The organism is Gardnerella sp. DNF01151, assembly GCF_049244235.1.
In the GTDB taxonomy this organism is placed as follows: domain Bacteria; phylum Actinomycetota; class Actinomycetes; order Actinomycetales; family Bifidobacteriaceae; genus Bifidobacterium; species Bifidobacterium swidsinskii.
Map to the genome: position 1 here is coordinate 1,182,397 of NZ_CP058389.1, position 14,493 is coordinate 1,196,889.

6 protein-coding genes are annotated in these 14,493 nt (G+C 45.5%); all 6 read right to left on the reverse strand.

What is annotated here, in order from left to right; all coding sequences use genetic code 11:
* Positions 1–7 precede the first annotated feature (7 nt).
* Positions 8–1,420: a dihydroorotase gene (locus HXT37_RS05055; protein ID WP_012914271.1), complete on the reverse strand. Its 1,413-nt coding sequence runs from the start codon at positions 1,418–1,420 to the stop codon at positions 8–10.
* Positions 1,421–1,475: 55 nt separating this feature from the next.
* Positions 1,476–2,711: an aspartate carbamoyltransferase gene (gene pyrB, locus HXT37_RS05060; protein ID WP_421779360.1), complete on the reverse strand. Its 1,236-nt coding sequence runs from the start codon at positions 2,709–2,711 to the stop codon at positions 1,476–1,478.
* A 143-nt stretch (positions 2,712–2,854) separates the two neighbouring features.
* Positions 2,855–3,082, reverse strand: a complete 228-nt coding sequence (locus HXT37_RS05065; protein WP_318255951.1) for a type II toxin-antitoxin system RelE/ParE family toxin — start codon at positions 3,080–3,082, stop codon at positions 2,855–2,857.
* Positions 3,083–3,187: 105 nt separating this feature from the next.
* The gene (locus HXT37_RS05070) at positions 3,188–3,421 is read right to left on the reverse strand and encodes a hypothetical protein (protein WP_004108587.1); all 234 of its coding nucleotides are present in this window, start codon (positions 3,419–3,421) and stop codon (positions 3,188–3,190) included.
* Between the two features lie 80 nt (positions 3,422–3,501).
* Positions 3,502–6,690 carry a bifunctional [glutamine synthetase] adenylyltransferase/[glutamine synthetase]-adenylyl-L-tyrosine phosphorylase gene (locus HXT37_RS05075; protein ID WP_102703165.1) on the reverse strand — a complete coding sequence of 1,063 codons (3,189 nt, stop codon included), beginning with the start codon at positions 6,688–6,690 and terminating at the stop codon, positions 3,502–3,504.
* Positions 6,691–7,414: 724 nt separating this feature from the next.
* Positions 7,415–14,335, reverse strand: a complete 6,921-nt coding sequence (locus tag HXT37_RS05080; RefSeq protein WP_421779363.1) for a peptidase — start codon at positions 14,333–14,335, stop codon at positions 7,415–7,417.
* Positions 14,336–14,493: the final 158 nt, after the last annotated feature.

The window sequence follows — 14,493 nt, forward strand, 5'->3', positions numbered from 1 at the left end:
TAATCAATCACATTCTCGAGAAAGCAATTTCTGAACCAATAATCGTCGCAACAGGTCTGCCTGTAAGTTGCCATCCCTCAAAAGGAGTGTTTCGAGCTTTTGAATGGAACGAATTTGCGTCAACCGCCCAATTTTCGCGCATATTAATCAGCACTAAATCAACGTTTTCAGGGTGCTCAGTAATACTTAAACGCAGCGTTCGCTTGTTTGCGCATCGCGAAGAAACGTTAAGCAAAGCCGCAATATCAGTAGGTCTTCTGCTCATCAATTGCATTGGATTTACTGCCATCAATTCGATTAAATGCTTATCGTCCGTATATCCTGCATCAACAAGCACTTTGCGGCACACACCATACGCGCACTCAAGCCCAATAATTCCGTTAGGAGTGCTTGCAAAATCTCCTGACTTTTCTTCCGCAGTGTGAGGCGCGTGATCTGTTGCAATCATGTCAATTGTGCCATCCGCAATAGCAGCGAGCGTTGCTTGCCTGTCCACTTTTGAACGAAGAGGAGGATTCATCTTAGCCATAGCACCATATCGCAAAACATCCTCATCACATAAAGCTAAATAGTGAGGCGCAGTTTCGCATGTAATTGGCAATCCCTCTTTCTTCGCTTTACGAATCGCCTCAAAAGCAGCAGCAGTGCTCACATGCTGGAAATGCACGTGTACGCCAGTTTCGCGGGAAGCATCAATATCTCGCTGAACAATTGCAAGCTCAGTAGAAGCTGGAATTCCACCAACACCAAGCATTTTTGCAATCGGACCCTCGTTTACAGCTCCCGTATCATGATGCTCACAATGCTCCACGAATGGCAAACCAGTTTGTTTTGCCATAGCTAACACATCTCGCAAAATTGGCTCAGGCACTGCAGAACCGTCGTCGCTTATGGCAGTAATTGGATGCTTTTTCATTGGAGACGTTTTTTCTGCGTCTTCAATTCCAGCAACATACTTTTTCCAAAGCTCAATATTGCTTGGTTTTAAGCCTTTACGACCCAAAGATGCGCACACGCTTAAATCGTAGCGAACCGGCAATTTTACGCCGTAAATGCAGCCGTAACGCTGCAAATAGTCGATTACGTTTTCTACATCAAAAGGAGCGTCATTCCAAGGCTCACCGTCTACCGCAGGAACAGTATTTGGCATAATCAAAACTTGCGTATAACCGCCAGCCGCAGCAGCCTCACTGCCTGTCATCATTGTTTCTTTTGCGGTTTGCCCTGGATCTCTAAAATGTACATGCGGATCTGCAAAGCCAGGAGCAACAACCCAATCGCTTGCGTCAATGTCGCCAGTAACGCGCGCATTCTGCTCTATAAGGGCATCCTGACGAACGCCATCAACAATAAGATCAATACGTTCGCCAGTATCCCACACAGAGATATTGCGCAAAGTTAAGGTGCCTGATTCGTTCATTTCACTCCTGGTTTTGCGTAATTTTTACAGTTATATAATAATATTATTAAATTTTTTACTTAGTTTCTGCTTCTTCGTCGCAATACATGCAGCGATACTCGTGCCTTACGGAATCAGCTTTGTAGAACTTGCGTTTAAGAGTTAGTTCGCTGTTTGTTATGCAACGAGGATTCGGGCATGTAAGAGTTTCAGGCGCATTCTCGTCGGTTGTGTGAACGCGAGGATCCGTTAATGAAATTCCGTGTGCATCAACCGCTTGCAATTCGTCTTCTGGAACGTTCACAAAATCAGTTGGCCCGTAGCCGCAAAGCTCGTCGCCAAGAACGGAACTTTCCAAAGCCATACGCATAAGCATACCGTTTTTAACCTGCTCAAAGTATGCTGCGCGCGGATCGTCGTCAACATCAACAGCAATCTCGTTAATTCGAGGAAGCGGATGCAGCACAGGCATATGCGACTTTGCTTTTTGCAATTTTTCTTCAGTCAAAATGTACGTGTCACGAAGTCGCAAGTATTGCTCGCGATCCGTAAAACGTTCTTCTTGCACGCGAGTCATGTAAAGCACGTCAAGCTTGCCAATAACTTCCATCAAGTCGCGAGTTTCTTCATAAGTGCACGAAGGAGTGTCAATAATACGGTCGATTACGTACTGCGGAGTTTTAAGCTCATCCGGGCTAATCAGCACAAAATGAACGTTTCCAAAGCGGCACAAAGTTTCAATAAGCGAGTGAACCGTGCGACCATATGTTAAGTCGCCGCACAAGCCGACAGTGAGATTATTAAGGCGGCCGAAACGCGCAAGAATCGTTGCCAAGTCTGCAAGAGTTTGAGTTGGGTGCATGTGACCGCCGTCGCCAGCGTTAATAATAGGCGTGCTCACAGCTTGCGTTGCAACAAAAGCAGCACCCTCCTTTGGGTGACGCATTGCAACAACATCGACATAGTTAGACACGACTTTCAAAGTATCGTTTACAGTCTCACCTTTGCTCGCGCTGGAAAGTTGCGCACCTGCAAAACCGATTACTTTTCCGCCTAAACGCAGCATTGCTGTTTCGAAGCTTAAGCGAGTGCGCGTGCTCGGCTCATAAAAAAGAGTGGCCAACACTCTGCCATCGCAAGTGTGAGCCACTTCTTTACGGTGCGAATCAATGTATCGCGCTTTGTCTAAAAGCATTCGTATTTGCGCAGTTGAAATATCGTCTAATGTAACAACACTTTTGCCAGCTAGAGAATTTGCAATTGTGCTTAGAGAAAAAGTTTGATGTAAAGAACTAGAAATTGCGTTCGTCATAATAAGTACCGCTCACCTTCCGTCAATTGGCAAACGGTCGCAACCACACGCGACCTACGTAATTTTACTGATTAGCGTTGACGAATCCCCCACCCCCGGAGTGGCGGAGAACTATAACTTATTATGCAACATTTAATAAGTACTTAATCCAATAAATCTATTTGTTCCAATACAGTTTGTTGATTACGTTTACCATAAGTAACCTTCAAAATATAAACTGTATTTTCTTCTAAAACAACTCTGTAATAAACAAGAAAATTCTTTACAATAATACGACGCACACCAAGTGAATTCCAAGGCTCATACTTAACTACAGGTGCAAACTGAGGAAAAAGAGACAGTCTTTCGATACTAGATTTAATAAAATTAATAAATTCTTACGGAAGTTTTCTTAGAGATATTAGATGCAATATAGTCTCTTATATTTTTTAAATCGTTTTCTGCATCTTGAGTAACAAGAATATCAAAGGAACTCATTACAAGCCCTTTTCTAACTCAGCAAAAACATCCGCATACGGACGCACTAAACCAGAAACTGACTGCTTATAACTATGCATAAGTTTTGCAGCAAAACCAGTAGATAATAATTCGTCATTTTCTTCTAAATTTTCACCACTGACTGCTTGTTTTATAGGCGCAGAAACATCAGCATAAAAAACTGAAGTGTTGGCTCTTTCTTTTACATTATTACTCATTACTGCATTTTTCATTAAAATCACCTCCCGTCCTGCAATTATAACCTAAAGAAGAGAATGCAACAATAAATGTGAAGCGACTAAAGATTGAGAAATTAGCGAGCGTAGAAAAGACGAGACATGATTTCACGGCACTGACGCATAGTTGCTAAAAGATCGTTTTCAAAAACGCGGCCCTGGTTCGGCTCGTAGCCAAGGTAAGTTGCAATTCCGCCCAAAGAATACGAGTCAGTTGGAATAATATCTGCGCGAGCCATTGAGCCAGACCACAAGAAGTTTGCGTTGCGCACCGCGGAACACATATGCCAGCAGCGGCTTAAAACTTCAGCATCCTCGTCGCTTATAAAATGCTCAGATTGCAATGCTTTCAACGCTTGCATAGTTCCAACTACTCGTAAAGACTCATGCTTTGAAGCATATTGCAATTGCATCAATTGCACAGTCCACTCAACATCGCTTAAACCGCCACGACCAAGCTTCAAATGCCTGTCCCTACTCACACCTCGAGGCAAACGCTCCGCTTCCATGCGAGCTTTAAGCTTACGAATTTCAGCAAGCTGAGATTCACTAAGAGGATTTGCAGCGTAACGCAATTCGTTTACAACTCCGTTAAGCAAAGCATCCGCCAACTCCTTAGAACCTGCAGCAAAACGCGCTCGCAACAACGCTTGATGCTCCCAAGTGCTAGCCCATTGACGATAATACTTTTCGCAAGATTCTAGCGAGCGAACAAGCGGACCGTCTTTTCCTTCCGGACGCAAATCCAAATCGACCATGATTTTTGGTTCAAGTGTAAGAGGACCTTGCAAAATATTACGCAAAATATCTACAGTTTTTTGCGCAAAGCGGTGAGCTGCGTTTAAATCGCAATCTTCACCAACCGGCTTGTAAATTACCATAATATCTGCGTCAGAACAGAAGTTTACTTCTTTACCACCGTAGCGACCTAAAGCAATAATAGCAATTTCAGCTTGAGGAGCATTCAAATTCATGACTGACACAGCTTCACGCATGGACCATTGCAAAGTCGCATCTAAAATAGCATCAAACACATCACTCATTGCAAGCATAGAAGTATCGTCATCAATTAGACCACACATCCAAGCTAAAGCAACTCGCTCAATTTCCTGCCGGCGAAGCGCGCGCAAAGACTGCGCAAAATCCTCAATATTACTTGCATAACGCGCAACCATAGCACTAGTTTGCATGTCGAGACTTGCCCTATCGCGAGCAGATAACGCTTCGTCGTCACCAAGCCAAGTAATAGACTGCATCGACTGCATCATAGCGTCGCCAAGATAGCGCGAATCCGCCAAAACGTGGCAAAGACGCTGAGCTGCAGAAGGAGAATCACGCAAAAAACCAAGATACGTGTTCTTTCCGCCAAAACGCTCAGCAAGACGCCGCCACGCAAGCAAACCCATATCTGGATTCTGCCCATCGCCAAGCCACTTCAACACTGCTGGAAGCAAAATTCTGTGAATTTTAGCAGCCCTAGAAAGCCCCTCCGTAAGCGCTTCAACATGCAACTGTGCTGCACGAGCATCCGCAAAACCAATAGAAGCAAAGCGCGCGCGAGCAGCCTCCGGCGAAAGCACAATAGGATCCGCATCCGTTTGAGCGTTAATAGGAAGCATCGGACGGTAGTAAATATCCTTATGCAAGTGCCGAATTTCACGACGAGCTTTATCAAAACGCGCAACTAACTCTTCCGGACGAAGCCGCACAGCACGAGCAAGACGGCAAATCTGCTCATTATTATTAAGCTGCTCTGTAGAAATTGTGCGCGCACGATCCAAGCCGCCGTTTCCTTGCGCACCCAAATCTGGGAACAAATGCGTGCGATGCATACTCCACATTTGCTGACGATGCTCAAGAACACGCTCAAAACGGTAGTGTTCTGCCAAAAGCGCCGCCTGAGACCTAGAGACGTAGCCACCTTGAGCCAACGTTTGCAAAGCGGAAATAGTATCCCTTACTCGAAGCAACTCATCCTCACTTCCGTGCACAAGCTGCAACATTTGCACAGTAAACTCCACGTCACGCAAGCCGCCGCGACCAAGCTTCATATCCAAATCGCGTTGAGAAGCCGGAATAAGCGACTCCACACGCTGACGCATATGCTGACAGTCAGCTACAAAATGCTCACGACCAGAAGCCTTCCAAATAAACGGCTCGACCATATCGCGATAAGCTTTTCCAAGATCCGCATCCCCTGCTGCAGGGCGCGACTTCAAAAGCGCTTGAAACTCCCAGCTACTCGCCCACTTCTCATAATATTCCCTATGAGAATCAAGCCTACGAACAAGAGGGCCATCCTTACCTTCCGGGCGAAGCGCAGTATCAATCTGCCAAAGTGGAGGCTCCACAGAGCCCATAACCACCGACTGGCATACTTTTTGCAAAACCATCGCCATAGAAGCACCAACACGCAAAGCAGCATCCTGGTTCTGCTTGTTGCTTAAATCCGCAGGCTCCACAACGTAAATCAAATCAATATCGGAAACGTAGTTAATTTCTTGCGCGCCAAGCTTACCCATAGCAATAATCGCAAATCTGCATGCGGAAGAACCAGTAACCTGTCCGCGCGAAATAGACAACGCTGCCTCTAAAACAGCATCGGCAGCGTCGGAAAGCTTACGACTAATATCTGGCTGCACTTCAACAGGGTCAGTGCTCGCTAAATCAGCTGCCATAATTGCAGCAACATGCTCACGGTAGCGCGCACGAAGCGCAGAAACTGCTTGCGCAAAGCCGAGTGATGTTAAGTAAATTGTGTTGGAATTGCTGCTTTCAGAAGAAACAACTGTTGCAGTATACGCTTGTATTGCCTCGAGTAAGTCTTTTACACGCTCTTCCCTAGTCATTGCAAAAAGATGATTCGGGTCGTTTGCAGCGGCTTTTATAAGATTAGGTCTTGTGCGCATAAGCATTGCCAACGCGTTAGACGCACCTAATACTTGCATTAGGCTTGTTAATGAGTCAGATACTTGCGAATTTGAAGTTGAAATATTATTTATTATTTCGGGGTATGCTTCACTTAAATCTTGCAATGAAAGCAATGCAGAATCTGGATCTTCAACTGTAAGCGCGCTTCTTAGTAGTGTTTCAAAAGATATTTTATTGCAGTTTTTGCATATTGCTATCATTGCGCAACGTGCGGCATCCGGGCGAGAAAAACCGGCTTTAATAAGGCTTCTTGAGGTGAGTGCGGAAGAGTTTGTGCAGCTTTCGTTGCAGTTGGTTTCAGTAGTTGCACTATCTGTTATGTTCGCACTTTCCATACCGCAACTTTACATTGTGGTGGTGTACAAGGCTGCGAAACTACCTGCTTTCGCGCTCATAGCGTGGCGAGTTTTAGGCATCATTCTTAACGTGGCGCAAGTTTTGGGGGATTTCTCTCCTCGCACGTCCCGTCCTTCAGTCGCTTTGGCTGTTAAAGACTCTCATGCATACTTTGTTCTCTACGAACGTTGCTCCATCAGTCCTCTTTTAGTGCTCGTAAAGAAATCCCCCAAACTCTGCGTATTTAATCGTTAATAACCGTGTCTATCGCAGAGATTTTTCGATTTTTCTTCTTCGCTTGGCGAATCAGCAGCCTGCGGCTCTGACGTTCGCCGCGCTCAGTGCGAAAAATCTCAAATCTCACCACGCTAATATTCCTGCAACTAAGCTGATGCGGAGTGTGTAGTATGAGTGCCTGGCGTGATGTGTGCGACGACCTGCTTTCGCGCTGCGATTTAGCGCGCGAAGGCAACTCGGAGCGGAAACTCGCTTAAGTTGGAAGTCCAGTGGACTTCCAACGCGAGTTTCGTAGCGAGCGCGTTACCCGCGCGAGCATGTCTTCGCTCAGCACGGACGCTAGTGTTCTTTAAGCAACAAATAGTCACCGTTTGCAAAGCACTGGCGCAAAGCTACAGGAACAGCATGTGCAGCAGCATGAAGAAACAAAAATCCCTCGCGGATTATCGGAAGATAACCTGCGAGGGATTTTAGTTACGCGATAGACTACTCGTTAGAGTGCTTACGACGGCGAGAAGCTACGCCAGCAGCACCAAGACCGGAGAAGATTGCAGCAAGACTTGCAAACAAGCCAGTTGCAGCACCCGTCTTAGCAAGACCACTAGCATTAGCAGAAGCATTACGCCACGCAGCCTTAGCGTTCTTAAGATTCCTCAAAGCGGCATCAACCTGAGTCTGAGTAGCATTCTTATCAGCAAGCACACGCTTAGCCTCAGCCAAAGCACTCACATAAGCTCTAGCAGCAGCAGTATTCGCCTTAGACGCAGCAGAAGAATCTGCTTCAGAATTATTAACCTCAACTCTCAAAGCAGTCTTATCAACCGAAGCACTCTGAGAATCACTAGCATCAGCATCATAGCCGCTACCGCTTCCAACACCACTGCCTATGCCAAACGGGTGATTAATCTTATACTTAGCCGCCTGAAGCTTCTTCAAAGCCGCGTCAACCTCAGCCTGAGTAGCATTCGGATCCTTAAGCACACTGTTAGCCTCAGCCAAAGCCTTGTTATAGGCGTCAATATCCTCAGTCATTCCAATCATAAAGAATACAGAATCACGGAACTTAGCATCAGCATCTGCTTCTGTTTTCAGCTTGGAAGAATCAGTCTTGTAATCATCGGCAATCTTCTTCTTGGCGGCTTGGAGATCCTTTAGAGCATCGTCAAGTTGCTTTTGAGTTGGGACTTTAGTACCATCTGGAAGATCAGTCTTTGGCTTTCCAGTAGTGCGATCAAACTTATCAAGAAGATCCTTGGCAGCCTTGAGCTTCTTGTTATAGTCGTCAAGAGCTTTCTTAGCAGCGTCATCACCCTTAGCAGTCGCATTCTTGAACTCTGGAGTATTCTCGAACACGTCGGTTCTGGTGTCAGTATCTCCGCCCTTCGACTTATCAACTTCTTCTTGCAAGTCATGCGGGCTGGTGACGTAGTTCTTAGTAATCTTATCCTTAATTTCCTTCAGATTCTTAAGAGCCTCGTCAACTTCTTGCTGAGTTGGGAGTTGCTTTCCAGCTGGAATGTTGGCTTTTGGATTGCCACTCTCGTCGAATAGATCAAGAAGTTCATTGGCTTTCGCTAAAGCGTCATTGTACGCTTGTATGTCTGCGTTATCCTTGCTGTCAGCACCCTTCTTGGCAAGAGCATTCTGGTACTCGGTAGACTTTTCGAACTTCTCGGTGTCTGGCTTAGCTCCGCCGTCGTCCTTAAGCTCTTTCGTTTCTTTCTTAAGAGCGTCGACTTTGGTCTTGAAGTTGTCGTCGATATCCTTCTTGGCCTTCTTCAAAGCCGCAAGAGCATCATCAACCTGCTTCTGAGTTGGACGATCTTCTGGCTTTGCGTTTGGATCAGGATTCTTGACCTTTTCAATAAGCTCGTTTGCTTTAGCAAGCTTCTCGGCATAAGCTTTAAGCTTTTCCGTTGCAGTAGCGTCACCAGCGTTCTTCTTTTCAAGCGCATTCTTGTACTCAACCGACGCCTCGAATGGAGGTGTTACAGGTTGACCCTGTGCGTCCTTATCGCCGACTTCGTTTTCAAGAAGCTTTGCATCAGTCTTGTAGTTGTTAGCAATCTTGTCTTGAGCTGCTTGCAGTTTCTTTAGCAAGTTGTTTACAGACTTCTGAGTTGCTGTCTTCTTCCAGTTATCATCATTAAGCTTCTGCTTGATTTGATTGAGAACATTCTCGAAGCCAGTGTCTTTGCCAGTTTCACCCAAGTCATTTGTAGCACCTGGATCACCAGCAGTCTTCTTAGCAAGAGCATTCTTGTACTCAGGCGTCTTCTTGAAGCCATCATCTGCAAAGTCTTTGGCAGAAGTCAACGCTTCAAAATTCGTCTTGTAGTTGTCAGTAATTTGCTTCTTAGCTGCAGTAAGAGCATCGAACGCATCGTTAATCTGCTGTTGCGTTGGACGTTCGCTGTTCTTCTTGTTTGTATCCTTTGCATCACTTACTAACTTGCGAGCATTTGCAAGAGCATTCTTGTAAGCAGTAACGTCTGCATTTTCATTACCATCGCTTGTCTTAGCTTGAGCATTCTTGAACTCTGGAGTAGCTTCAAAGTCGCCTTCAGTAACAGCAGGAGCATGTTCAGCAGTAGACTTGTTAATTTCTGTCTCAAGACCAGTAGTAACAGTCTTATAGTTATCCTCAAGCTTCTTGCGAGCTTCGTCAAGAGTCTTCAGTGCGTCGTCGATTTCTTTTTGAGTTGGCTGCGCGTCTAGTGGCGTGTCTTTATCATCATGCTTCTTCAAAAGCTCCTGAGCTTTTGTTAAAGCTTCATCATACTCCTTCTTAGCCGCTTTGGCATCATCATTTTTCTTAGTATCAGGCTTGCCATCAGCAGTTAAGAAGTGAGGATCAGACGCATTGCGATACGCATCAGAAGTTTGCGTGCCTTCCGTAGGCGCAGGACCCTCTGTAGAACCGTGCTTTTTTACGCTTTCCGCAAGCTTGGTGGTGTCGGTGTTGTACTTGTCAAGCTCTTTGCGAGCGTCGTCAAGCTTCTTCAACGCATCATTGACTTCCTTTTGCGTAGCATCAGGCTTCTTGAGCAAGTCTTTGGCTTCGTTGAGTGCTTTGCCGTAGGCATCTGCTGCCGCTTTAGCAGCAGCGTTCTTGGCATCATCCGGTCCCGAGCCATCAGGCTTTTGGAAGCTTGGCTGCGACGCGTTCTTAAACGCAGGGCTTGGATGAGTGGTTGCGTCCTCGTTAATCGACTTAATCAGCTCGTCGGTCTTAGTCGCAAACTTATCCAGCGCCTTCGCTGCTTCGTTCATTTCCTTAAGGATTGTGTCAACATCCCTGTTCAGCGGCTCACCGTTTTTGTGCGCCTGAATGTCTTTCAGGTAGTCCTTATCGTTAGGGTCGCCATCTTCCTTTGGGATAATGTTATCAGGAATATCATGACCATTTGCTTGATCCTTCGGAAGCGTGTTAGTAAGCGCAGCTGTTAGTTTCGCTGCTGCCTTTTCATACGCTTCCTTAGCCTTTTTAGCAGCTTCTACCTTAGCTTTTTCTTCTTCACTAGGATTTTGCTTTTCGGCAAGTTCTTTCAAATTCGCGTAGGCTGGGCTGTGTTGTATTGCAAAGTCATTAAGCGCAGCAGCCGAAAGTCTGCTGGTGTCGGTTGCGTAGGTGTCAATAATCTTGCGAGCAGCGATTAGCTGCTCTTTAACCGCATCAACCTTTTTCTGATCTACGGTGCTCCCAGGCTTATTTAATTCATCCATCAAGTCTTTTGCAGCGTGATAAGCGTCGTTATAGGCTTTGAAGTCTTTCTTAGCCTGCTCGTCGCCTGCTTGCGCTTTATCAAACGCGTTGAAGTAGGCTGGCATCAAATAACCGCTGAAGTTGTCCGCAATAGCTTTACCAAGATCGGTTTTATCGGTAGAGTATTTGTCGGCATGAAGTGCTGCTTCAGCGTCTTCAAGCGCTTTCTTAGCGTCCTCAACGTCTTTCTTGGTAGCGTTTTTGTCTGCGAGGACGTCTTTAGCTTTCTTTAGCGCGTTGTCATAATTTGTGACAGCTTGCTGAGCAGCAGAATCGTTAGTCTTAGCCTTAGCGTTCTTGTAGAACACACTTTGCTTGGTAGCATCGTTTGGATCAGGATTATCGAAGCTCTTTTGCACCGCAGCGGCAAGAGGAGCCTTGTCGGTTGCGTTGGCATCAAGCGCTGCCTTAGCTTTCTTAAGATCATCAATAGCCTTGTTTACTTCTTTTTGAGAAGCGTTTGGATCCTTGGAGACCTTATCTGCTTCTGCTACAGCGTCGTCGTAGGCTTTGCGCTCTGTCTCGTTAGAGTTCTGGTAAGTTGGGTCGGCGGTCTTAAGCTTCTCGTCGCCTCGCTTAGACGCATCGCCCGTGTTCACCTTACCATGCTGAGCGATGGCATTATTCAACTCATCCTTGTTGGTGGTAAAGTCGTTAAGCTTTTCGCGCGCAGCATCAAGCTTAGCCTTAGCGTCGTCAACAGCCTTCTGCGTGGCGTTCTTGTCTTCCTTTACCTTATTAGCTTCCTCAAGAGCCTTGTCGTAATCTGTCTTTGCCTTCTTAGCAGCTTCGTTTCTGTCCTTATCATCAGAACCGTCTGCCTTCTTGAAGTCAGGGTCGCTTACGTTCTTGAACTGGTTCGTTGCTTGTGTACCAGTTGCGGCAGTACTACCTTCAGCGGCCTTGCCGTTGGCTTCAATCGAGGCGTTCAGCCCGTCCTTGTTGGTGTCAGGACCATCAAGCTCGGCGCGTGCCTTATTAAGGTTAATCGTAGCGTTATCGATTTGCGCCTTCTGCTCTTCGGTAAGGTCTTTTTCTTGCTTGTCCTTAACAGTTGCAAGCAAGTCTGTTGCAGTCTTTAATGCCTTTTCATATGCCTCTTTCTTATCAGCAGACGCGTTGTAATACTTCGACTGTGTTGGAACATCCTTGCCCTCAACGTTTTCGGTCTTGTGCTCGCCAATCGAATCCGAAAGGTCTTTCGTCTTATGATTCGTCTGCGGCACAAAGATAACGTTAATTGCTTTTGCTGTATTGCCTGGATTGCGGCCTTGCTCCAGATAAACATGCTTATAGTATGTCATTGCATACGGCTCAACAAACAGACGCGCCTTGAAAATCTTGTCCTTTTTGCCAGCTACCGTTACAGAGCCAGCCTCTGTATCCCATGAATACGAACCAGCTATTGATAAATTATCACCGAGGTCTACGTCAGAATTAGAAACTTTCTGATTCCCAGACCAATAAGCGCCACCCATATTGCCAAGCGTAAGCTCGCCCGTTGGCTCGCCATCTTTATTAAGCGCATAGTTCATGTGCGACTTGCGCGAATGAGTACTTGTACCTTCATAGGCAAGCGTCTCGCCGCCTGTAAGGTCGCGCAAACCAGACTTTGGATCCTTTGGTTTAGCTTTCAGCAAACCAAGAATCTTTGTTGTATCAAATTCTTCTGCTTTAGTTGGATCGTAACGGTAGATAATAGTGGTTTTCTGATCATTACTCCAAGAAATACCTTCGTCGGTATCGCGACCATCAATCTTAGTCTTAGTCCAAGTAACGTCGTAATCCTTGCGGATGTCTGGAAGCTTGGTGAGCTTGCTCTCTTTTACATTAGATGTAAACTCAGCAACTGACTTGTCAGTCTTGATCTTAACGGTAATCTTGTTTTCCGCCTGACCATTAGAGATACCCTTATTAGCATCACCAGATGCAGTAAGATCGCCAGTAAGGTACGAAAGCGAAATCTGATCTGTGCTGGTAAGACCAAGCTCTTTATTGCCTTTATTAGCTTCAAAAATAGCTGTTTTAATTCGGTCAAGTTCGGCATTGGAGTACCCAAGTGGATTAGCAACAAAGACTGCCTTATCGCCAGTTGGAACAGTAACATCCTTTTCTTCAAGCTTCTTCAACACAAGGTCACGCAAAGCAATCTTAGGAGCGTCCTTTTCATCAACACCATCAAAGTGGATTACAGCTTCGCCTTTGTCGTTGATACTTACCTTGTCTTGGGCAACATTGTTAAGCGCCGCAAGTTTTTTGATGATGTCGGTTTTTACTTCTTGCGAAACGTTAGTTGGATCTTCAACAGTTGGCTTGTCGATACGCGTGTCGTAGCGCGCAACCGTAAGCGGAATAGCTTGCGACTTAAAGCCCAAATCCGTAACCATATAGGTGTTAAGCGTCTTCGCGCCAGCTACGTAAGTCTTATCCGTTGCGCCTTGAGCTGAGGTTTCCTTATTAATAGCCTCAAATGCAGTCTTGTCGTAAGCACCATCAGCTTTTACGTTAATATTTTCTGTAAATTTATCAGAAAGCTGATTATTTACAGACTTCTTATCACTACGCGCTGTCTCAATATTGCCAGCGGCAGTAATTGCTGATTGAACCTTTTCAGGAGTAAGCTGCTCGTTATACTTAAGCACCACAGAGCCGGAAGTTTTTGGCGGCACAAGCGTTACAGCACGGAATACGTTTGTTTTATAAGCAACAGTTTCGTTATTATCTTTAGTTACGTACACGAAAATAGAGCGACTGGCTGTATACTTCTCAGCGCCTCCATTAAGGTTACCATCCCTAAAAAGAGTTGTCATCTTAAGGTCAGCAGAACCATCATTATTCGCAGTAAACTCATATTCGCCAGAATAAGCTTGGTGTTTACCTGAATTTTTCGAGTAAAAATCAATACCTCTCTCACTTTTCTCATTATTGAAACCATTCGTCTTAGCAGGGAAAATAGCGATACTGGTAATATTGCCATCTTTTGGCTTTGCAAAATGGAAAGTAATAGTATGCTTTTCACCATCTACGCTGTATGTATTGTCTGAGCTTCCCCAGCCATACACGTTCGGCATAGTGTCAGCGTTATTCTCGTCAATATCAATCTTGGTATTAGAGGTATCCGTTGTGTCTGGATTAATTTTATTAGGATCTTGACCTGCTGAACCATCAGAAGCGCGATCTTGATTTTCAGTTGCAGTCTCGTCGGTTGGCTGAGCATCAGGCAACGAGCGCTTACCACGAATCTTTACAACAGTCGATTTATTTTCAGTACCATCAGTATTTACAGTATTCTCGGATTTCTGCTCAGCCTGCTTATTGGTATTCTCAGCCTTATACCCAGCCTCTTTATTAGCTTCAGTCTGATTCTTATCGCCAGCTTCAGCCTTCTTACCAGTCCCAGCATTCTCACCAGCAGTCACAGGCGTCTGAGCTACATCCGGCTTAGTATCAGGAGTACCACTCACCTCCGCCGCCATTGCCGGAGTTGCACCAAAAGCGAACGACGCACCAGCTAACACGCCTGCAGCGCCAACCGTAAACGCCGCCACCTTGCGAGCATCCACAGCCTTCGCAATCGCGTTACTTACTGCAGCATCCAATGTAACCTTGCGTGCGTGCTTTCCGGAATTTGAATTTATCATAATGATATCTCCTTAATATCGATTCTCTCTGAATAAGTCTTTATGAATTTATTAGTGAAGAGCTTTATGTAGTAATCAAACGCTGATTGAACTACAATCAGATACATATAAAACTTCCACTCAGCTTTCAAAAGCACGAATCCCTTGTTGAGATTTAT